17 protein-coding genes are annotated in these 20938 nt (G+C 71.9%); 5 read left to right on the top strand and 12 right to left on the bottom strand.

Annotated elements, in window-relative coordinates:
• Positions 1-30 precede the first annotated feature (30 nt).
• Positions 31-2163: a transglycosylase domain-containing protein gene (locus LZG04_RS14235; RefSeq protein ID WP_233816997.1), complete on the top strand. Its 2133-nt coding sequence runs from the start codon at positions 31-33 to the stop codon at positions 2161-2163.
• 570 nt (positions 2164-2733) lie between these two features.
• On the opposite strand, the gene LZG04_RS14230 is transcribed toward LZG04_RS14235, so the two are convergent.
• Positions 2734-3498: a DeoR/GlpR family DNA-binding transcription regulator gene (locus LZG04_RS14230; protein WP_233816995.1), complete on the bottom strand. Its 765-nt coding sequence runs from the start codon at positions 3496-3498 to the stop codon at positions 2734-2736.
• A 104-nt stretch (positions 3499-3602) separates the two neighbouring features.
• On the opposite strand from LZG04_RS14230, the gene LZG04_RS14225 reads away from it, so the two are divergent.
• Together LZG04_RS14225 and LZG04_RS14220 are read left to right on the top strand one after the other, a co-directional pair.
• A complete protein-coding gene (locus LZG04_RS14225; protein ID WP_233816993.1) occupies positions 3603-4343 on the top strand; it encodes an SIS domain-containing protein in 741 nt (246 codons plus the stop codon).
• A gap of 58 nt (positions 4344-4401) precedes the next feature.
• Positions 4402-5973 (top strand): penicillin-binding transpeptidase domain-containing protein, encoded by a 1572-nt coding sequence (locus LZG04_RS14220; RefSeq protein WP_233816991.1) that lies wholly within the window; start codon positions 4402-4404, stop codon positions 5971-5973.
• On the opposite strand, the gene LZG04_RS14215 is transcribed toward LZG04_RS14220, so the two are convergent.
• From LZG04_RS14215 to LZG04_RS14200, 4 genes are all read right to left on the bottom strand, one after another.
• Positions 5877-7853: an ABC transporter ATP-binding protein gene (locus LZG04_RS14215; protein WP_233816989.1), complete on the bottom strand. Its 1977-nt coding sequence runs from the start codon at positions 7851-7853 to the stop codon at positions 5877-5879. The two genes, LZG04_RS14220 and LZG04_RS14215, sit on opposite strands and share 97 nt — an antisense overlap.
• A gap of 442 nt (positions 7854-8295) precedes the next feature.
• Positions 8296-9111 carry an enoyl-CoA hydratase/isomerase family protein gene (locus tag LZG04_RS14210; RefSeq protein WP_233816987.1) on the bottom strand — a complete coding sequence of 272 codons (816 nt, stop codon included), beginning with the start codon at positions 9109-9111 and terminating at the stop codon, positions 8296-8298.
• A 66-nt stretch (positions 9112-9177) separates the two neighbouring features.
• The gene (locus LZG04_RS14205) at positions 9178-9387 is read right to left on the bottom strand and encodes a helix-turn-helix domain-containing protein (RefSeq protein WP_015103570.1); all 210 of its coding nucleotides are present in this window, start codon (positions 9385-9387) and stop codon (positions 9178-9180) included.
• A gap of 177 nt (positions 9388-9564) precedes the next feature.
• Positions 9565-11193: an ABC-F family ATP-binding cassette domain-containing protein gene (locus LZG04_RS14200; protein WP_233816985.1), complete on the bottom strand. Its 1629-nt coding sequence runs from the start codon at positions 11191-11193 to the stop codon at positions 9565-9567.
• Between the two features lie 142 nt (positions 11194-11335).
• Here LZG04_RS14200 and LZG04_RS14195 point away from each other — a divergent pair, with 142 nt between their 5' ends.
• Complete coding sequence (locus LZG04_RS14195; protein ID WP_233816983.1) at positions 11336-12109, top strand: SDR family oxidoreductase; 774 nt, start codon at positions 11336-11338, stop codon at positions 12107-12109.
• 78 nt (positions 12110-12187) lie between these two features.
• Here LZG04_RS14195 and LZG04_RS14190 read toward each other — a convergent pair whose 3' ends face one another.
• From LZG04_RS14190 to LZG04_RS14170, 5 genes are all read right to left on the bottom strand, one after another.
• Complete coding sequence (locus tag LZG04_RS14190; protein ID WP_233816981.1) at positions 12188-12628, bottom strand: hypothetical protein; 441 nt, start codon at positions 12626-12628, stop codon at positions 12188-12190.
• The gene (locus tag LZG04_RS14185; protein WP_233816979.1) at positions 12621-13136 is read right to left on the bottom strand and encodes a SigE family RNA polymerase sigma factor; all 516 of its coding nucleotides are present in this window, start codon (positions 13134-13136) and stop codon (positions 12621-12623) included. The genes LZG04_RS14190 and LZG04_RS14185 overlap by 8 nt, the downstream gene beginning before the upstream one ends.
• 4 nt (positions 13137-13140) lie before the next feature.
• Positions 13141-13560 carry a hypothetical protein gene (locus tag LZG04_RS14180; protein ID WP_233816977.1) on the bottom strand — a complete coding sequence of 140 codons (420 nt, stop codon included), beginning with the start codon at positions 13558-13560 and terminating at the stop codon, positions 13141-13143.
• Between the two features lie 81 nt (positions 13561-13641).
• Entirely contained in the window at positions 13642-14322 is a 681-nt protein-coding gene (locus LZG04_RS14175) for an acVLRF1 family peptidyl-tRNA hydrolase (RefSeq protein WP_233816975.1), read from the bottom strand.
• 19 nt (positions 14323-14341) lie between these two features.
• Entirely contained in the window at positions 14342-14917 is a 576-nt protein-coding gene (locus LZG04_RS14170; protein ID WP_233816973.1) for a hypothetical protein, read from the bottom strand.
• 289 nt (positions 14918-15206) lie between these two features.
• Here LZG04_RS14170 and LZG04_RS14165 point away from each other — a divergent pair, with 289 nt between their 5' ends.
• Entirely contained in the window at positions 15207-16184 is a 978-nt protein-coding gene (locus LZG04_RS14165) for a hypothetical protein (protein WP_233816971.1), read from the top strand.
• 63 nt (positions 16185-16247) lie between these two features.
• On the opposite strand, the gene LZG04_RS14160 is transcribed toward LZG04_RS14165, so the two are convergent.
• Both LZG04_RS14160 and LZG04_RS14155 read right to left on the bottom strand, forming a co-directional pair.
• A complete protein-coding gene (locus tag LZG04_RS14160; protein ID WP_233816969.1) occupies positions 16248-19004 on the bottom strand; it encodes a S8 family serine peptidase in 2757 nt (918 codons plus the stop codon).
• Positions 19005-19184: 180 nt separating this feature from the next.
• Positions 19185-20753, bottom strand: a complete 1569-nt coding sequence (locus LZG04_RS14155; RefSeq protein ID WP_233816967.1) for a deoxyguanosinetriphosphate triphosphohydrolase family protein — start codon at positions 20751-20753, stop codon at positions 19185-19187.
• Positions 20754-20938: the final 185 nt, after the last annotated feature.

Below are 20938 nucleotides of genomic sequence, written 5' to 3'. Positions count from 1 at the left end.
CACCGCCCGTCCGAGCGCAACTCCAGTGCCATGCGCATCGCCGCCCTCGCGAAACTCTTCGGCCTCTGCCTGGTGGCCGGGCTGCTCCTCGCCGGGATGGCGATCCCGGTCGTCGGCGCGGCCGGCCTCGTGTCCAACCGGGTGAGCGACCAGGTCGCCGCCACCACCGTCAGCATGCTCGAGTCGCCGCCCCCGTTGATGACGACGATCACCGACAAGGACGGCGTCCCGTTCGCCTACCTCTACGACCAGTACCGCGTGCTGACCCCGCCGGACAAGGTCGCGCAGGTGATGAAGGACGCGCTGGTCTCCGCCGAGGACCGCCGGTTCTACGAGCACAAGGGCGTCGACTGGCTGGCCACGCTGCGCGCCGCGCTGCGCAACCAGTCGGAGGGCGGCACCACGCAGGGCGCGTCCACGATCACGCAGCAGTACGTGAAGAACCACCTGGTGCACGTGCTGGAGCGGGAGGACGTCGGCGGGCAGAAGGAGGCGCAGGAGCAGACCATCGCCCGCAAGCTGCGCGAGGCGCGCATCGCGTTGCAGGTGGAGTCGCGGCTGAGCAAGGACGAGATCCTGTCGCGCTACCTGGACGTGGTGCCGTTCGGCGGCACGATCTACGGCATCGCGGCGGCGTCGCAGGCGTACTTCAACACCACGCCCGACCAGTTGACCGTGCCGCAGGCGGCGATGCTCGCCGGGATGGTCAACAGCCCGACGTTCCTGGACCCGGAGGCCCGGCCGGACAAGGCGGTCGAGCGGCGGAACATGGTCATCGACCTGATGGCGGAGAACGGCAAGCTGTCGCGGGAGCAGGCCGAGGTGCACAAGCAGGCGCCGCTGGGGCTGGCCACGCCGGTCCGCCCGCTGTCGACCGGCTGCGTCGGGTCCGGTGTGGAGTTCGGGTTCTACTGCTCGTTCGTGGTCAACCACCTGACCCGCAACGGCTACTCGTTGAACGAACTGAAGGTCGGCGGCTACACGATCCAGACCACTTTGGACCGCACGCTCACGCAGCAGGCCAAGCAGGCGGCCGAGGCGCAGGTGCCGAAGACGACGCCGGGCATCGCGAACACGGCGGCGGTCGTGCGGCCGGGCAAGCAGCGGCACGAGGTCGTGGCGCTGGTGGCCAACCGGGACTACGGGTTGAAGAAGGAGGAGTTCCAGACCCAGTTCGACCTGCCCAGCGCGGTGGAGAACAAGTTCGGCGCGGGGTCGGTGTACAAGGTGTTCACGGCGGCGGCGGCGCTGGAGAAGGGCGGGCTCGGGATCGAGAGCATCGTCGAGTCGCCCGGTTCGTACGCCTCGCACGTGTTCCGCGGCGGCGCGCCGGGGTGCCCGGGCACCGGTGAGCCGTTCACGTACTGGTACTGCCTGCGCAACCACGACGGCAGCTACCCGCCCCGGATGCCGTTGAAGGAAGCCCTGGCGACCTCCCCCAACACCGCGTTCGTGATCCTGGAGGAGCGGGTCGGGTTGGACGCCGTGGTCGACATGGCGCACCGGTTGGGGATGCGGGACACGTTGGCCACCAACATCGCCGGCGTGCCGCCGGACCCGAAGTCGAAGCAGAAGGAACTGCGGGTGACGCAGTCGGAGTTCTACAAGAAGTCCGGCAACGCCTCGTTCACCTTGGGGCCTGCGCCGACCAGCACGTTGGAGCTGGCGAACGTGGCGGCGACGATCATGTCGGGCGGCGCGTGGTGCCCGCCGACGCCGATCGTGAAGATCACCGATCGTTACGGCAAGGACGTCGGCTACACCGACGCGCCGTGCGAGCAGGTCGTGGAGGAGCCGCTGGCGAACGCCCTCGCGGTCGGGTTGAGCGAGGACGACCAGGAGCGCGGCACGGCAGCGGCGGCGGCCAAGCAGTTCGGCTGGACCCGGCCGGCGCTGGGGAAGACGGGGACGACGGAGGAGTACAAGTCGGCCGCGTTCATCGGCGCGACCGCGGACTACGCCGGGGCGGTGCAGGTGTTCAACGACAGCACATCGCCGAGCGGCATCTGCGTCAACTCGGGCCCCCCGCACCTGTGCGGTGAGGGCGACATCTACGGCGGCACCCTGCCCGCCCGAACCTGGTTCGACTTCATGATGAAGGCCCACGCCAACCTGCCGGAGAAACCACTACCCCCGGTCGAGCCCCGCTACCGCCGCCCCTGACCTGCACTGACAGGACCGGCCACTAACACTGTCGAGTGATCATGCCCCAAGAATGTACGGAAACACCGTTACCGCCCCTCGGTTGAACATGACCGAGCCCTCGACCACCCCCTACCCCGCCCCGCCACACACCCCGACACCCACCACCCCAGCGCATCCGCCACCCCCGACACCCCGTCCCACCCACCCAGCCAGCACCGGACCCCCGTCCCCAGCCACCACCCGTCCCAGCCAGCCACCCGTCCCAGCCGCCCCCTCCCCAGCCAGCCACGCCACCCGTCCCAGCCAGCCACCCGCCGACCAGCCGACCGACGACCGCCACGCCGTCCGACCACCCACCACCCAGCCAATGCCCACCGCCGCCCACCGCCCAGCCCTCACACCACCCCGACCGCCCGGCCAACACCTGCCCCCCACCCCGCAGCGGACCAGCCCAGCCCCCACCGACCGCCGTGCCGCCACCCCCGCCGCTCACCGCCCGGCCCGGCGATCGGCCAGCCGCCCGACCGCCACCCCGGCTGCCCGTGATCCCCGCTGATCGTCGACACGACCACCACCGGCGCCCGGCCGTCAGACCAGCCTCACCTCCACCCCGGCCTCACGGATCCGCGACACCTCCTCCTCCGGCGCGTCCGAGTCGGTGACGAGCACGTCGATCGCGTCCACCGGGCACACCCGGCCGAACGCCGTGCGGCCGAACTTCGAGCCGTCGATCGCCGCGATCACCCGCGTCGACGCCTCGACGGCCGCCTGCTTCACCGCGCTCTCAGCCAGGTCGTGCGCCGACACCCCGTTGCGCGCGCTGAGCCCGCAACTGCCCAGCACCATCGTGTCGAACCGCATCACCCGGAACGCGTGCTCGGTCAACGGTCCGACGAACGCCAGCTCACCGGGCCGGATGTCGCCGCCCGGCACCACCATCCGCACCTGCTCCGCGCCCCGCAGCGCGTCCGCCGCGTGCAGCGACAACGGCAGCACGGTCAGCCGCCGGTCGACCAGCCGCCGTGCCACCTCGACCGCGGTGCTGCCGCCGTCGAGGACCACGGTCTCGCCGTCGTCCAGCAGCCCGGCGACCGCCGCCCCGATCCGCCGCTTCGCCTCCAGCCGCTGCCGCGCCCGCGCCGCGTACGGCGTCTCCTCCCCCGTCAACATGCTCACCGCCGCACCGCGCACCCGCCGCAGCAGCCCTTCCCGCTCCAACGCGTCGAGGTCGCGCCGCACGGTCATCTCCGAAGCGCCCACCAGCTCCGCCAGGCTGGCGACGGACACCCGCTCGCCGCCGCGCAAGCGGTGGAGGATTTTCTCGTGACGCCATGACACATCCACGGCGTTCATTTGAACACTCACCATGTTCAAAAATCAACACCCTGGCGAGTGGTGGGACGATCCGGTAGAACGTGGGCACCAGCACCGGTTGGTATAGACCACTGGAGGACCGCATGACGACCGAGCCCGTGACCGACACCGACTACGGCGACGTCGTGCGCAACCACCTCACCCGGGTGGAGCAGCAGAACGCGGCGGCCCTGGACGACGTGGCCGAGCTGGTGCTGGCGAGCGTCCGCGCGGACGGCATGGTGCTCACCGCGGGCGCGGGCCACTCGCTGGCCGCGGTCGCCGAGACGTTCTACCGCGCCGGCGGCCTGGCCTGCGTGCGCCCGATCTACCACCCCGAACTGCTGCCCATGCACGGCGCGGTGAGCAGCACCTCCGCCGAACGCCGCTCCGGCCTGGCCGCCGAGGTGCTGCGCGAAGCGGGCCTGGCCGCGCACGACGTGCTCTTCGTCTTCTCCACCTCGGGCGTGAACCCCTACCCCGTGGAACTGGCGATGCTCGCCGCGGACGCCGGTTGCCCCGTGGTCGCCGTCACGTCGGTCGCCGCGAGCGCGCTCGCACCGCGCCGTGCGGGCACCACGCTCGCCGAGAACGCCACCGTCGTGCTGGACAACCTGGTGCCGCCCGGCGACGCGACCTACCCGCTGGACAACCCGGTGACCGCCGCCGTGTCCACGATCGCGACCGCGTTCCTGTGGAACCTGCTGATGGTGCGCCTGTTCGACAAGGCCGCCGAGGCGGGCGTGCCGCTGCCGTTGTGGCGCAGCGCGAACGTCGAGGGCGGCGACACGGCGAACGCGGACCTGCTGCGCAAGTACCAGACGCGCGTGCCCCAGCTGGGCTGAATCGTTTTCACGAATCCTCCACACGTCCGCGTTAGCCTCGGACGACAAGGGGGCATTCGTGAACAAGAAGGCAAAGCGCTGGGTGCTGGCGGCAGGGGGAGCCGCGGCGGTCGCCGTGATCGTCGCGGGTGTGCTGGTGCTGTGGCCCGACGACGGGCCGAAGGCCGGGAAGAAACCCGAACGGGTGGCTCCCGGCGTCGTCGCCCAGCAGTTCTTCACCGCGGTGATGTCCGGCCAGGCGGGACAGGCGGCCGCGGTCACCGACGCGGCGGGCGTGGCGGGCGCCGTGCTCGCCCGGACCCAGCAGGGCATGCCCGGCGCGGCGTACCACGCGCAGCTCGGCCGGTTGCCGCAGGTCGACGAGGGCGCCACGACGGCCGGGGTCGACGTCGACGTCACGTGGACGTTGCCGGGCGGCGTGCCGCTCAAGTACGCCACCGAGGTCGAGTTGCGGCTGGTGGACGACCGGTGGCTCGTGCACTGGTCGCCGTCACTGGTGCACCCCCAGTTGGCCGAGGGCCAGAGCCTGGCCTACACGACGACGGCGGCCGACGGCGCGCTGGTCGACCGCACGGGCCGGCCGGTGCCACCGGACTTCGCCCCGGTGGTGATGGGCTCGGTGCGGCAGGCCGTCGGCTCGGTGAACGGCAAGCCGGGCTGGCAGGTCGCCATCGTCGACCAGGCCGGCGCGCCGGTCACCGTGCTGCAAGAGCAGAAAGCGCAGGCCGCGCCGTCGACGACGGTCACGCTCGACCCGAAGACGCAGGCCGCCGCACAGGCCGCGGTCGACCAGGTGGCGGGCGAGGCGGCCATGCTGGTGGCGGTGCAGCCGTCGACCGGGGAGATCCTCGCGGTGGCGCAGAACGCGACCGCCGGCAACGACCCGCTCGCCCTCTACGGGCACTACGAGCCGGGGTCCACGTTCAAGGTCGTCACGGCCACGGCGGCGTTGACGGCGGGCCTCGCCACGGCCGACACGCCCGTGCCGTGCCCCGGCAAGGCGACCATCGGCACCCGGCAGATCACCAACGACGACTCGTTCGAGCTGGGCACGGTGCCGCTGCACCGGGCGTTCGCGGCGTCGTGCAACACCAGCTTCAGCCAGTTGGCGGCGGGCATGTCGCCGACCGCGTTGCCCGAGGCCGCCGGGTACTTCGGGTTGACGTCGGACTTCACCGTCGCGGGCATCACCACGAACACCGGCAAGATCCCGCCCGCCGACTCCGTGCCCGCCCGCGTCGAGGCGGGCATCGGCCAGGGCCAGATGCAGGCGTCGCCGTTCGGCATGGCGCTGGTCGCGGCCACGGTCGCGAACGGCCGCACGCCGGTGCCGCGGCTGATCCGCGAGATGCCGACCGAGGGCGTCGCTCCGCCGCCGTTGCCCGGAGGGGTCGCGGGTGCGTTGCGGTCGATGATGGGCGAGGTCGTCACCGGCGGCACCGCGCGTGAGCTGGCCGGTTACGGCGGGGTGCGCGGCAAGACCGGCACCGCCCAGTTCGGCGACGGCACGCGGTCGCACGGCTGGTTCATCGGCTACCGGGGCGACCTCGCGTTCTCGGTGCTGGTGGTGAACGGTGGCTCCTCCAAGGTCGCTGTCGCGGCCACCGGCACGTTCCTCGGCGGCCTCTGAACGGCGGGCTCCCCGTCCGTTCGCGCGGGCGCTTGGTCGAACTGCGTGCGGTGCAGGTCGGCGTAACGGCCGTCGGCGGCCAGCAGCTCGGCGTGCGTGCCGCGTTCCACCACCCGCCCGTCCTCCACGACGAGGATCTGGTCGGCCGCGCGGATCGTGGACAGCCGGTGCGCGATCACCAGCGCGGTCCGGCCGCGCAACGCCTCCGTCAACGCGACCTGCACCGCGGCTTCCGACTCGGAGTCCAGGTGCGCGGTGGCCTCGTCCAGGATGACCACGCGCGGGCGGGCCAGCAGCAGGCGGGCGATGGTGAGGCGCTGGCGCTCACCGCCGGAAAGGCGGTAGCCGCGCTCGCCGACGACGGTGTCGAGGCCGTCCGGGAGTGAGGCGACGAGCTGGTCGAGGCGGGCGCGGCGCAGCGCGTCCCACAGGTCGTCCTCGGTCGCGTCCGGCCGGGGGTAGCTCAGGTTGGCGCGGATCGTGTCGTGGAACAGGTGGCCGTCCTGGGTGACGACGCCGACGGTGTGGCGCAGCGAGTCGAAGGCCAGCTCGCGCACGTCCACGCCGGACAGTCGCACCGCGCCGGAGTCCACGTCGTACAGGCGGGGGACGAGGGAGGCGATGGTCGACTTGCCCGCGCCGGACGACCCGACGATCGCGACGAGTTGGCCGGGTTCGGCGCGGAAGCTGATGCCGTGCAGCACGTCCTCGCCGCCGCGCGTGTCCAATGTGGCCACTGATTCCAGTGAGGCCAGTGAGACCTTCTCCGCGGCCGGGTAGGCGAACCGGACGTCGTCGAACTCGACGGACACCGGGCCGTCGGGCACGCGGCGCGGGGCGTCCGGTTCGGCGATCATCGGCTTGAGGTCGAGAACTTCGAACACACGTTCGAACGACACGAGGGCGGTCATCACGTCGACCCGCGCGTTGGCCAGCGCGGTGAGCGGCGAGTAGAGGCGGGTCAGGAGCAGGGCGAGCGAGACGACGGTGCCGGCGGCGAGGTGGCCGGTCAGCGCGAGGTAGCCGCCGAGGCCGTAGACCAGGGCCTGGGCCAGGGCGGAGACCAGGGTCAGGCCGGTCATGAACCAGCGGGTGGCCATCGCCGTGCGGACGCCGATGTCGCGGACGCGGCCGGCCCGTTCGGCGAACTCGGCGGTCTCGCCGTCCGGCCGGCCGAACAGCTTCACCAACGTCGCGCCGGGCGCGGAGAACCGCTCGGTCATCTGGGTGGTCATGCCCGCGTTCAGCGTCGACGCTTCCCGCTGGAGGTCCGCCATCCGGCTGCCCATGCGCCGCGCGGGGATCACGAACGCGGGCAGCAGCACGAGGGCGAGCGCGGTCACCTGCCACGAAAGGGTGAACATCACGCCCAGCGAGAGCCCCAACTGGATGACATTGGTGACGACACCGGACAACGTCGACGTGAACGCCCGCTGCGCGCCGATCACGTCATTGTTCAGCCGGCTGACCAACGCCCCGGTGCGCGTCCGGGTGAAGAACGCGATGGGCATGCGCTGCACGTGCGCGTACACGGCGACCCTCAGGTCGTGGATCAGCCCTTCCCCGATCCGCGCCGACTGCCACCGCTCGACCAACCCGAGCCCCGCGTCCACCACCGCGATCCCCGCGATCACGACGGCCAACCACACGACCACCGACACGTCCCGCCCGCCGACGATCGCGTCCACCACCCGCCCCGCGAGCACCGGCGTACTGACCGCGAGCACCGCCGACACCACCGTGAGCAGCAAGAACACGACCAACTTCGCGCGGTGCGGTCCGGCGAACCCCAACACCCGCCGAAACGTGCCCCGCCGCACCGCGGTGGGTGCGTCCGACGCCCGCATCGCGCTGCGCATCAATCCCCAGGAACCGTCCACGACAGACGGTAACGCCTGCGGCAGCCCCGACGTTCCCCCGTGCACCCGCGAGCTCTCGCCGCATCCCGCCCACGCCACGCGCCACGCCGGCGGGCGGAGGCGCTGTCGCTGTGAGGCTGGCCGAGGCTGGGCCGGTCGCAGGTCACACGGCCGGTCGCAGGTCGCGGGGCCGGGTGTGGTCGCGCGGCCGGGTGCGCATCGCGGGGCCGGGTGCGGGGCGCGGGGCCGGGTGCGCGTCGCGGGGCCGGGTGCGGGGTGCGGGGCGAGTGCGGGGCCAGGGGTGGGGTGAGTGTGGCGGTGGGCGGCTAGGGCGGCGGGGGTGGCGCTGGGGTGTGGGGGCAGTGGGGGTGGTTTCGGGGCTCGGTCATATTCAACCGAGGTACGGGAACGGTGTTTCCGTACATTTTCCCGGTGATCTCACCCGATCGTGTTTGGTCGGGGGTCAGGATTGGCCGTTGACCAGGGCCGACAGGTCGGCGAGGCGGCGGAGTTGGGCTTCGCGTTCGGCGCGCAGTTGGTCCTGCTCCGAGGCGCCGTCGGCGGCCGAGGCGAGCAGGGCCAGCGTCTCGCGGACGGCACCCGGCAGTGGCTGGAGGAGTTGGGCGACCAGGGCGTCGACCGCGTCGTCCAGGCCGTCCGCGGGCACGACGGAGGTCGCGAGGCCGATCCGCAGCGCCTCCTCGGCCCCGACCCGGCGTCCCGTCAGGCAGATCTCGGCCGCGCGCGAGTACCCGACCAGGCGCACCAGGGGCAGCGTGCCGCCCAGGTCGGGCACCAGGCCGAGCGAGGTCTCGGCCATGCAGAACTGGACGTCGTCGGCGGCCACGCGGAAGTCGCACGCGAGGGCGAGTTGGAAGCCCGCGCCGATCGCGTGCCCGCGCACCGCGGCGATCGTCACCCGAGCCGGGTCGCGCAGCCAGCGGAAGCCCTCTTGGAACTCCGCGATCAGCGCGGCACCTGCTTCGGGTCCCCGTCGCGTGATCTCCGGCAGACCCGGTTCGCCCTCCACCGGGGCGCCCGTGAACATGCGCCGGTCGAGCCCGGCGGAAAAGGCGCGACCGGAACCCCGGACGACCACGACGCGGACGTCCGGGCCCAGCTGTTCACCGATCGTCCGCAACGCCACCCAGGTCGACGGCGTCTGTGCGTTGAGCACGTCGGGACGGTCGAGCGTGATCGTCGCGCGCGGTCCGTCGACGACGAGCCGCACGCCTCCGCGTTCCAGCAGGCCGGCGTCGATGGTGGTCGGTGCCGACATGCGTGAACCTCCGGGTTTCGTCAGGCGTCGTCTCTCCTCGACACCTGTAGGTTACCGGAGGGTAGCTTACTTCTTCTTCGTGCGGGTGGCGCCACCGCGACCGCGCAGCTGCACACCGGACTCGCTGAGCACCCGGTGCACGAAGCCGTAGGAGCGCCCGGTGGACTCGGCCAACGCCCGGATGCTCGCGCCCTTTTCGTACTTCTTCTTCAGGTCAGCGGCCAGCTTGTCCCGCGTGGCGCCGGTGATCCGGGCGCCCTTCTTCAGGTCAGCCACCTTGTCCCGCCTTCCGTAGACAGCAGGTCGGGCCTTCGAAAGCCCCTGTCGTCGCAATGATCGAACACGAAGACCAAGAACGCCAGGTGATCAAGCGAAATGATCTGCGAGCGGTCGTTTGATCACGCAGAGTCGATCAGGGCTCACGTTGGGGTGAGAGCGGCGAATCCCGTTGCCTCAAGCCAACTGCACGAGTTCCAGGTACTCCTGGGACCAGTGATCCTCGGTCCCGTCGGGCAGCAGGATCACCCGCTCGGGCTCAAGCGCCTCCACCGCGCCGGGGTCGTGCGTGACCAGGACGACCGCGCCCTCGTACCGGCGCAGCGCGTCGAGCACCTGCTCGCGGCTGGCCGGGTCGAGGTTGTTGGTCGGCTCGTCGAGCAGCAGCACGTTCGCCGCGCTCGACACGAGCCCCGCCAGCGCCAACCGGGTCTTCTCGCCACCCGACAGGGTGCCCGCGGGCTGGTCGAGCTGCTCACCGCTGAACAGGAACGTGCCCAGCAACGACCGCAACTGCTGCTCCGGCACGTCCGGCGCGGCGTGGCGGATGTTCTCCCACACCGATGCGCCGTGGTCGAGCGTCTCGTGCTCCTGGGCGAAGTACCCGAGCTTGAGGCCGTGACCGGCGACGACCTCGCCGCTGTCCGGGCGCTCCATCGAGCCGATCAGCCGCAGCAACGTGGTCTTGCCCGCGCCGTTCAGCCCGAGGATGACCACGCGCGACCCGCGGTCGATGGCCAGGTCGACGCCGGTGAAGACCTCCAGCGAGCCGTACGACTTGCTCAGCCCTTCCGCGGTCAACGGCGTCTTGCCGCACGGGGCGGGCTGCGGGAAGCGGATCTTGGCGACCTTGTCCGCCTGGCGGGTGTCCTCCAGGCCGGAGAGCAGCTTCTCGGCCCGGCGGGCCATGTTCTGCGCGGCGACCGCCTTGGTGGCCTTCGCGCGCATCTTGTCCGCCTGCGCCATGAGCGCGCCGGCCTTCTTCTCCGCGTTGGCGCGCTCACGGCGGCGGCGCTTCTCGTCGGCGGCTCGCGCTTCGAGGTACTTCTTCCAGCCCATGTTGTAGATGTCGACCTCGCCGCGCGTCGCGTCGAGGAACCACACCTTGTTCACCACGTCGTCCAGCAGCTCGACGTCGTGGCTGATCACGACCAGGCCGCCCTCGTGGGACTTGAGGAACCCGCGCAGCCACGCGATCGAGTCCGCGTCGAGGTGGTTGGTCGGCTCGTCGATCAGCAGGATCGTGCTGGACTTCGTGCCGACGCCGCCCTCGGAGGCGGCGAACAGGATGCGGGCCAGCTCGACCCGGCGGCGTTGACCGCCGGACAGCGTGCGCAGCGGTTGGGCCAGCACGCGGTCGGCCAGGCCGAGGTTGGCGCAGATGCGGGCGGCTTCGCTCTCGGCCGCGTACCCGCCGAGGGCGGCGAACCGCTCTTCGAGGCGGCCGTACTTGCGCACGGCGGCCTGCAGCTCGGCGTCGTCGACCAGCTCGGCCATCGTGGACTGCATCTTCTCCATGTCGCGGAGCAGCTGGTCCAGGCCGCGCGCGGACAGCACGCGGTCCTTGGCGATGACCGACAGGTCGCCTTCACGCGGGTCCTGGGGCAGGTAGCCGAGCTCGCCGGTGCGGCGGACGTCGCCCGCGTACGGCTGGCCCTCGCCCGCGAGGACGCGCAGGGAGGTGGTCTTGCCGGCGCCGTTGCGGCCGACGAGGCCGATGCGGTCGCCCGGCTGGACGCGGAGGGTGGCGCCGGACAGCAGGATGCGCGAGCCCGCGCGCAACTCGAGATCGGTCGCGGTGATCAAGTTTTACTCCGGGGTGTGGTCATGCGAGGTCGACGGCGCGGCTGGCGCTGGACCTACTCGATGAGGATGACCACGGGTTCCAGTCTACGGGGTGTGTGCCACCGGATTACCCGTGTGTGTCGACCGGCATAGATTGCCCGGTATGACTTCGGACTTCACGGGCAGGGCGGCCCTGGTCACGGGCGCCAGTCGGGGCATCGGGCACGGCATCGCGCTGGAACTGCTGTCGCGCGGCGCGTCGGTGGCGATCACGTCCCGCAAGGCGGAGGCGGTGACGGCGGCGGCCGAGCAACTGGTGGCCACGGTGGGCGTGTCACCCGACCGGGTGCTGGCGGTGCCGGGGAACGCGGGCGACGCCGACGATCGCGCGCGGGCCGTCGAGCTGGTGGTGGAGCGGTTCGGGCGGCTGGACGTGCTGGTGAACAACACCGGGATCAACCCGGTGTTCGGCGCGTTGGTGGATGCGGACCTGGACGCGGTGCGGAAGATCTTCGACGTCAACGTGGTCGCCGCGCTCGGGTTCGTGCAGTTGGCGTGGAAGGCGTGGATGCAGGAGCACGGCGGGGCGGTGGTGAACATCGCGTCGGTGGGCGGGCTGCGGTCGACGGGCGTGATCGGCGCGTACGGGGCGAGCAAGGCGGCGTTGATCCGGTTGACGGAGGAGCTGGCGTGGCAGTTGGGGCCGAAGGTGCGGGTGAACGCGGTCGCGCCGGCCGTGGTGAAGACGCGGTTCGCCGAGGCCCTGTACACGGGGCGTGAGGAGGAGGCGGCGTCCGGCTACCCGATGAAGCGGCTCGGGACGCCGGAGGACGTCGCGCGGCTGGTCGCGTTCCTGGCTTCGGACGCGGCCGAGTGGATCACCGGCGAGACCGTGCGGGTGGACGGCGGGCTGCTCGCCACGGGCACGTTGGGCTGAGACGGCCGCGGTGGACGGCGGGGCTCACGGCGCACGGCGAGGGGCCTCGCCGTTACCGTCGATGGCCCGGCACCTGGGTCAGCGCGACGGGCTGGTGGTGGTTCGGGGCAGGTCGGTGGCAGTGGTGCTGTTCTGCGGTCCGGGGTCGACGCTGTTAGTGGTCGTGGTGGGGATGGGGCTCGTCGTGTTGGTGGTGGTCATGGCCGGGGTCTCCACCGGCAGCGAGGTGGGCTGCTCAGGGCTCGTCGTGCGGCTCGGCCGCATCGGTGAGCTGGTGCTGACGTCCGGGCCCGGCGGGCCGGCCGGGCTGTGGTCGCCCTGCTTCGGCGGCTGGTTCAGGGCGAAGGCGATGACCACGGCCACCACGGCGGTGCCGGTGCCGGTCGCGGCGACCGCGTAGGTGCGGCGGCGGCGTTTGACGGCCGTGCCGCGGAAGACGATGTCCACCGCGTTGAACGTGCTCGGCCGCGGCTCGATGTTCAGTTGTTCGAACGTCTTCTTCAGCTCGTCCTCAAGCACCGCGCGACACCTCCTGCCACAACGCGCCGAACTCCGGTCCCAGCCGCTGCCTCAACGCCTTGAGGCCGCGGTTGGTGTTGCTCTTCACCGTGCCGACCGAGCAACCGAGGGCCGCGGCGGTCTCCTCCACCCCCAGGTCGTGCCAGTACCGCAGCACGAGCGTCGCACGCTGCTTGGCGGGCACGGCGTCCAACGCCTGCCACACCACCAGCCGGTCCTCGCTCAACACCCCCGCCTCCGGCAGGTCCGGCAGCGTGTCGGTGAGCTTCTCGCGTTTCCACCGCACCCGGCGGCGCTCCGCCAGGAACGTGCGCACCACGATCTGCCGGAGGTAGGCGGGCACCCCTTCGCGCTGCGCCAGCTTCGGCCCCGCCAGGTAGAACTTGAGGAACGCGGACTGCACCACGTCTTCGGCCTCGTGGTGGTTGCCGCACAACAAGAACGCGGTGAAGCGCATCGAGTCGGCGCACCGGTCGAAGTAGTGGCTGAACTCCGCGTCCCAGCTCACGCCGTCAGCGCCTCGTGGAGGTCGGCGACGGCGTCTCCGCCGGGAACGACGCGCCCGGCGACGTGGTCACCGTCGTCGTGGTCGCCGGCGGCTGGGACGTCGTCGGCCGGGGCGTCGGCTCGGGCCGCGGGGTGGTCGTGGTCGGTCGCGGGCCGGGCGTGGTGCCGACCGGCTCGCTGACCGTCGGTCGCGGCGAGGTCTCGATCGGCGTGGGCCGCGGCGACGTCTCGATGGAGGTCGGTCGCGGCGAGGTCTCGACGGACGTCGGCGCGGGCGGCGACGTGGTGACCGAGGTGGCGGGTGGCCTGACCGTCGTCGACACGGGCCCCTCGTCCCCGCCTCCGGACGCCAGCGCGGTACCGGCCACGGCGATGCCGCCGAGCACGACGGCCCCGACCGCCAGCACGAGTCGTTTGCGCAGCAAGACTGCTCCTCGGGTTCGTGAGGCCGCCGCTGGTCGGCGTCCCCTCACCCTTATCAATGCGGTCGGGGTCGCCGGGGGTTGTCACGAGTTCGGGGGAGTTTCGCGGACCACGATCTCCACCGCCCGCGCCCGCGCCGCGGCCTCGTCCAGCACCGCCCGGCGAGGTTCCGGCACGTCCAACACGCGCGGTGACGCCAACGCGAACACCTCGCCCAGCCGACGGTCACCCCGCAGCGCGTCCAACGCCTGACGGTCACCACCGAGCACGACCGCGTCCAGCTCCCCCACCCGCGGCGCCAGCACCCGCGCCGCGTCGTCCGCCGCCGCCTGGAGCGCGACCCGCACCTGCCCCTCGCGCCGCCGCGCGAACCGCTGCTGCGACCACCCGCCCGCCTTGTTGCGCCCGTGCACCTGACGGCTGTCCGTGGTCGACACGAGCACCACGCCGTCCTGCGCCACCCCGATGCTGTGCCCGCCGAGCCGCACCAGCAGCAGCCCGATCCGGCGCGACGCCGTCGCGTTCGCCAGCACCGCGTCGAGCACCAAGCCCGCGTGCTGGCCCGCGGGGACGAACCCGCCGAACGCGGCGGACACCTCGGCCGTGGCCCCGTCCACCGCCGTGACCAGGCAGCGGTCCGGCGTCACCGCCGTCGACACCACTCCGCCGTGACGCCGGCCGAACCGCGCGAACCACCCGTCCAGGCGCTCGGGCGCCACCTCGACCGCCCGGCCGCCCCCGGACACCGGGCGCACCCTGCTCATGCCGGCTCGACCAGGGCGTTCACGCCGGCGCGACCGCGACCCAGACCGGCAGCGGGTGCCCGCACTCGGCGGGCGAGAGCCGCTGCACCGCGCCGAACCCGGCGTCGGCCAGCGAGGCGGCGATCTGCTCGGGCGACAGCACGCGGTGCCGGGTCGACACGGTGTTGGCCACCTCCCACGTGTCCGCGCCACGCACCAGCCGCACGACTTCGAGCGCGTAGGACTCGCCGTCGGCCGCCCAGTCCCACAGCTGCACGGTCACCTGCCGCTCCTGGCCGCGCCCGGACACCTTCGGCGGCGGCGCGGTGGGCCGCAGCCTGCCGAGCTTGTCCAGCTCGGGCACGGCGGCGACGAACAGCCCGCCCGGCCGCAGCGCCCGCCGGGCCAGCCGCAGCGCCTCGTCGAGCGCGTTCTCGTGGGCCAGCCGGGGCAGCAGGTCGTCACCCGCGCGGACCACGTCGACGGGCGGACCGCCCTGGTGGCGCACGACGTCCAGCAGGTCCAGCACGACGTGGTGGCCGACGCCGAGCACGGCGGCGGCGACCTCCGTCAGAGGGTCCTCCGGCAGGGGCACGAGGTCCTGGGCGGCGGTCACCGGGCACACAGTAGGCCCAACGGATCAACGACCGCCAACGCCGGGACCGCCGGGGCGCACCCCGGACCGAAGGGGCCGGCCACACGACACCGAAGCTACCGTTGCACAATGTTACCGACGGGTTTACAAAAGGGGGAGCACGGATGTTCACCACTTGACAGAACGATGCCCACCCCAGTGGACTCTTGACCCGTATGGCCCAATCAATGACTCCACCTGGAAGGCACCAACGCCCTGCGTTGGCGGGTAGGGTCACTGGGGCGTGATCTCATGACAGCGGGGAGTCACAATGACCAACGCTGCCGGTCGACCCAACCTGTCCGTCGACGAACTCGACTCGACGGGCCACGGCAGTCTTGCGCAGCTTCTCACCACGGGACCCTTCCCCGAGGCGCTGAGAGCCGCGATCAAAGCGAGCAGGCTGAGCCTCGACCGCATCCAGCACCGGCTCGCGCTGCGCGGGGTCACCATCAGCGTCGCCACGCTGAGCTACTGGCAGTCCGGCCGACGCCGACCCGAGCGACCCGAGTCGCTGGAGGCGCTGCGCCACCTGGAGACCGTGCTCGGCGTGCCGCAGGCGGGCCTGTCCGCGCTGCTCGGACCGCCGCGCCCGCGCGGCAGGCGGTCCCGGCCGACGACGATGATGCCGATCGACGCGCTGTGGGCGCGCCGCGAGCGGGTCGCGAACCTGCTCACCAAGGTCGACACGTCCTCGGACGTCAAGCTGGGCCGGATCAGCCAGCACGACCGGATCGAGATCGCCGCGGACGGCGGCCAGCGCTCGGTGTGGGTGCGCCAGATCCTGCGCGCCGAGCAGGACGGCCCCGACCGGTGGGCGCTGGTGTTCGAGACCGAGCAGGCCAACGTGCTGCCGCAGGTGGTGAACCTGCGCAACTGCCACCTCGGCCGCGTGGTCGAGGACACCGAGGCCAACATCATGGCCGCCGAGATGATGTTCGACCGGCCCCTGAGCAGGGGCGAGACCATCATCATGGAGTACGAGCTGCTGTTCGCCGAGGGCCACTACCCGGCGGGCAACAACTCCTTCACCCGCAAGTTCCGACTGCCGGTGCGCGAGTACGTGATCGAGGTCCGGTTCGACCAGTCGAACCTGCCCGCGCGCTGCCAGCAGTTCAGCGTGCCCGCCGGTGACGACACCCCGTCACGGCGGCGCAACCTGGCCCTGGACGCGGCGGGTGGCGTGCACGCCGTGGCGCTCGGTTTCGGGCCCGGTGTGTTCGGCATCCGCTGGGAGTGGCCGAAGTAACACGTTACGAACGAGGGCCCCGGGAGCGCGTCTCCCGGGGCCCTCGTCACATGATCGTCACGATCAGACGTAACCGTTGATCTTCAACGAGACCGCCCGGATCGAGCCCTTGTCGGACGCGACCGCGTCCACGACCTTGAACGTCCACGTGCCGTCCACCGGCTCGGCGAGCAGCGTGCCCAGCGGGGTGGTGGGCCGCCACGTGCCGGTGTACGGCGCGAGGTTGCTGGTCACCGAGGAGAACGGCTGCGCGGCGGTGTCGTCGAACACGACCTGGCACAGGTTGTTGCCGGTCGAGCCGTTGCGCTGGAACACCGTCGCGGTCGCGCCGGACGGCGAGGTCAGCGTGCCGACCAGGTCGCCGACGAACGAGTGGTCGATGCCGACGGTGGTCGCGCCCGTGGCCGTGCTGCACGTGTCGCCGTCGATCGAGAACACGACCTTGGAGCCGCGGCCGATGCCGCTGACCGGGATCGAGATCGTCGCGCCGGTGGCGTCGTTGTCCGGGATGGCCACGACCGGGCCGCTGTAGGCGAACGTCTTCGCGTCACGCGACGGCTCGCCGACGTTGAGCGTGAACGCGCTCGTGGTCGGCGAGGTGGAGCCGGAGAACGTCACCTTGGCGTCCAGGCGGATGGCCGAGCCGACGGTCATTGACGCGGGCACGCTCACCTTGAACGTGTTGGTGACCGTCTGGCCGACCTCGACGTTGCCGTAGTACTTCGACCGGGGCGCGATCGTCACGCCCGCGGTGGGCGTGGTGAGCACGAGGCTGGTCGACGCGGCCGTGCCGTCACCGGTGTTGACCACCGGCACGGTGACCGTGGCCGTGGTGCCCGGCTTGAGGTACTGGCTGCCGTCGGCGTCGTTGACCACGGACGGCTTCGCCGCCTTCGCCAGCGGCTGCGGCGACGCGCCGGTGTAGGCCAGCACCAGGTCGGCGCGCACGACGCCCGCACCGGTCCGGTTGTCGACGCCCGCCTCGGCGATGTCGATCGCGGTGGCGGTCAGCGCCTGCCGCACCTCGGCGGGCGACAGGCCGGGGTTGCCGGACAGCACCAAGCCCGCGATGGCGGCGGCGTTCGGCGCGGACGCCGACGTGCCGAAGAACGGGTTGAAGCCCGCCACGCTGGTCTGCACGCCGTCCGCCGCGGTCAGGTCGGGCTTCTGCCGGACCTCCTCGCTCGGGGTGCCGTCGGGCGCGAAGAACACCCGGCGCGGGCCGTCGGAGGTGAACCGCTCCGGCTTCTGCGTGCCGTCGAACGCGTTCGGGTACGGGCCGCGCGGGTTGGCCGGGTCACCCGGCTCCAGGTCGAACGGCAGCGGGTTGTTCGCCGGGGCCGCCGCGACGCTGATCGCGCCCTTGGCCGCGGAGTGGCCGCGCGTCACGCCGGGCGTGGCGTACTTCTTGAGCCCGTCGGAGGAGTCCTTGAAGCGACCGCCGAGCGCGGTCAGCGCCAGGTACTTGTCGTCACCGCGGAACTTGACCACGGCCAGCCGCAGGCCGAACGCGCTGCTCGGCGTGGTCAGCCGCTCGTACGGGTCCTGGGTGCCGTCCTGCACGCCCTGGCTGAACGCCACCACGTTGCCCTGCGCGTTGGCCAGGTACAGGTCGTAGTCGTTGAACGACGAGGCCAGCGGGTCGGACCAGAACAGCGTCACGGGCACGTTGCCCGAGCTGTCCGACAGCGGGTTGAACACCTGCTTGGCGTCCAGGGAGGGGTTGAAGTCGTGCGCGGTGCCCGCGAACTTGCCGACGCCGACGCCGGAGTCGACGAACTGGCCCTCCCAGTGGCCCGACGTGCCGTCGGCGACGTTGCCCTCGTTGCCCGCGGAGGAGAAGAACAGCGCGCCGTCGGCGGTGACCGCGTCCACGGCCCGCGCGATCACGCCGTCCTGGAACGGCGACTCGTTGAAGTAGAGGATGTCGTCCACGATCACGTCGCAGCCCAGCTGGAAGCGCAGGGCGCGGATGTTGTCGGCGAAGCTCGCGTCGCCGTTGATCGCGGTGGCGAAGCCGAGGCTCGCGTTCGGCGCGATGTCGTGGAGGATCTCCAGCATCGCGGTGCCCTCGTTGCCGTCACCCTCCTGACCGGCCAGGACCTCGACGCCGGCGGGCAGTTCGCCGGCGGCCTGCGAGGTGGCCAGCGAGTCGACGCCGTCGGACAGCGCGCACAGCTTCACGCCGGTGCCCGTGACGCGGAAGTCGTTGCGGGCGGTGTCGGCGGCGTGCGCCCGGTCGCCCTCGCCGGTGCGGGCCGCCTGCGGCGCGACCAGGGCGTCGCGGGTGCGGGCCTCGATCCGGCGGGCCTTGTCCTCCTTGGAGGACGTCCGGTCGACCTTGCCGCGGTCCTGCTGGTTGGACGTCTTGTACTCGACCGCGGCCTCGACGCGGCGCACGTCGCCGCGGGCCGACAGCCCGGTCAGCGCGCCGAGCGGCAGCTGGGCGCGGACCGTCCGGCCCTCGGTGGACACCGAGCGGATCCCGCCGCCCGCGGCCTTCACCGCGGCGACCAGGGCGTCGGTGACCTCGAACGCGCGGATGTCCACCACGACGGTGTCTCCGCTGTGGACCTTCACGCCGGTCTCGACGGCGGGCAGCTTGGCGAACGTGGTGGCGTTCGCGCGCCTGCGCTGCTCCACCACGAGCGCGCTGTCCACCTTGGACTCGGCGGCGGTGAGGGACCTCTTGATCTCCTGGAGCGCCGCGATCTGCGCGGCGGTGGTGTCCGCGACACCCTTGGACGCCTTGGTCGGGTCCGCGGACGCGGGTGACACCACGCCCAAGGTCACCAGCACGGCGGCGCCCGCCGCGATCAAGGTGCTTCTTCGCGAACGGCGTTTCGGTGAGCGCACAGGCGTCTCCCCCAGATCGTGCGTGCCCCCGACGCACGCGGCCTGCGGTCGGATGTCTCCGACCGAGGGGTCAACGTATTGCGCATGGACAAGTACCGTCTGCCACCGTTCGGCCTACTTCTCAGACGGTGAATCCATCACATTTCACAGTACAAAAGCATCTGTCCACAGCTGACCGGTCCGGCCGGACAGGGCGTCGAGCAACGCCGCCGCCTGGTTGTCGGTGAGCGAGGCGACGAAGTCCACCACCGCGCGGCCACGAGCCAGCGCACGCACCGCGTCCGGCCCCGACGGCGTCTCCCCGGTGGCCCCGACCAGCGCGGACGGATCGGTCCGGGCCAGCGCCGCGTACTCCTCACCCGCCAGCTCCACCAGGTCGTGCAGCCGCCGCGGCAGCCGGTTCGCCTCGTGCCGGTCGGTGACCCACTGCTCCAACGCCTCGACCAGCGCGGTCAGCAGCCGTGCCTGACCACGCTGGTGCAGCGCGAGGTCAGGGCGCAACAGCACGAACCGGCGGTGCACGAACTTCAGCACCTGCACCTCGTGCCACTGCGGCACGGCCAGCACCACGTGCCCCGACCGGGTCGTCGGCTCCTCGATCACGCCGACCGCGTCCACCAGCCGACGCGTCCACCGGGCGGAGAACCCGGCGACGGCCTGCTCGGCCTCCACCGAACCGTCGAACGGCACCGCGAGCAGCCCGTCCACCAGCTCGGCGCGCACCTTCGCCACCGCCTGCGCGAACGCGCCGTCGTCCACCGCCCACGAGTCCTTGGCGTGCAACCGTCGGCGCAGCGCCTCCAGCGAACGGCCCGGTCGGCGTTGCTGGGCGTCGAGGTCGGCGGCGCTCAGGCCGGCCAGCTCCAGCGCGTGGTCCAGCCACGTGTTCAGCTCGGTCGAGACGGCGGCGTGCTGCAACACCCCCACCCGGTAGAAGTCCTCCAGGTCGTGGATGGCGTAGGCGATGTCGTCGGCGGTGTCCATCACCGACGCCTCGACCGTCTGCTGCCACGGCTCCACCCGGCCCGCGTAGCACGCGCGGGACTGCTCCACGTCCTCCAGCTCGGTGACGTAGGCGGAGAACTTGCTGGAACCCGTGCCCGGCGCGTCGGTCGGCTCGGCCGCGCCCCGCGGCGGCGCGGGCAGGTCACGCGGGTGCGGCCGCGGGTAGGACAGGCGCGTCCACGGGTACTTCAGCATCGCCGCGCGCACCGCCACCGTCAGGTCGAGCCCGACCGCCGCCGGGCCGCGCACGTCGGTCGTCGTGACGATGCGGAACGACTGGGCATTGCCCTCGAACCCGTCCGACAACCCGAACCGGTGCCGTGCCAGGCGGTCGAGCACCTCCTCGCCGAGGTGGCCGAACGGCGGGTGCCCCAGGTCGTGCGCCAACGAGGCGGCCTCCACCACGTCCGGGTCGCAGCCGCCGAGCTTGTCCAGCAGGTTGGCGAGGTCCGGACGGGCGTTCAGGCGCTCGGCGATGGCGCGGGCGGCCTGCGCGACCTTCAGGCTGTGCGTGAGGCGGTTGTGCACCAGCAGGCCCGAGCCGGTCGAGCTGACGACCTGCGTGACGCCGCCGAGCCGGGCGAAGAACGGCGAACTGGCCACCCGGTCCCGGTCGATCCGGAACGGAGTCGTGGCCAGGTCGGCCTGGGCGGCGGCGTTCCCGCCGGAGCGGCGTTGCGTTCGGGGGTCGGTGGGCTCGTGGTGCATGGACGAGAACTTAGTCGCGGATGCTTGGGCGCACCGCGTCGACCCAGGGCAGAACGCGAAAAGCCTTCAGGGGCACCCGACATGTCGAGTGCCCCTGAAGGCGAAAATATGTTCGGCGGCGTCCTACTCTCCCACACCCTCACGAGTGCAGTACCATCGGCGCTGGAAGGCTTAACTACCGGGTT

The organism is Saccharothrix sp. S26 (assembly GCF_021390395.1).
Lineage (GTDB): Bacteria > Actinomycetota > Actinomycetes > Mycobacteriales > Pseudonocardiaceae > Actinosynnema.
The sequence above is the reverse complement of the archived record's forward strand: the minus strand, read 5'-3'. Positions and strand labels throughout refer to the sequence as shown.

Excerpts from the sequence above, each read along its gene's own strand:
- LZG04_RS14235 (WP_233816997.1), top strand. The coding sequence starts at position 31 with ATGCGCATCGCCGCCCTCGCGAAACTCTTCGGCCTCTGCCTGGTGGCC.
- LZG04_RS14230 (WP_233816995.1), bottom strand. The coding sequence starts at position 3,498 with ATGAACGCCGTGGATGTGTCATGGCGTCACGAGAAAATCCTCCACCGC.
- LZG04_RS14225 (WP_233816993.1), top strand. The coding sequence starts at position 3,603 with ATGACGACCGAGCCCGTGACCGACACCGACTACGGCGACGTCGTGCGC.
- LZG04_RS14210 (WP_233816987.1), bottom strand. The coding sequence starts at position 9,111 with ATGTCGGCACCGACCACCATCGACGCCGGCCTGCTGGAACGCGGAGGC.
- LZG04_RS14195 (WP_233816983.1), top strand. The coding sequence starts at position 11,336 with ATGACTTCGGACTTCACGGGCAGGGCGGCCCTGGTCACGGGCGCCAGT.
- LZG04_RS14175 (WP_233816975.1), bottom strand. The coding sequence starts at position 14,322 with ATGAGCAGGGTGCGCCCGGTGTCCGGGGGCGGCCGGGCGGTCGAGGTG.
- LZG04_RS14165 (WP_233816971.1), top strand. The coding sequence starts at position 15,207 with ATGACCAACGCTGCCGGTCGACCCAACCTGTCCGTCGACGAACTCGAC.
- LZG04_RS14155 (WP_233816967.1), bottom strand. The coding sequence starts at position 20,753 with ATGCACCACGAGCCCACCGACCCCCGAACGCAACGCCGCTCCGGCGGG.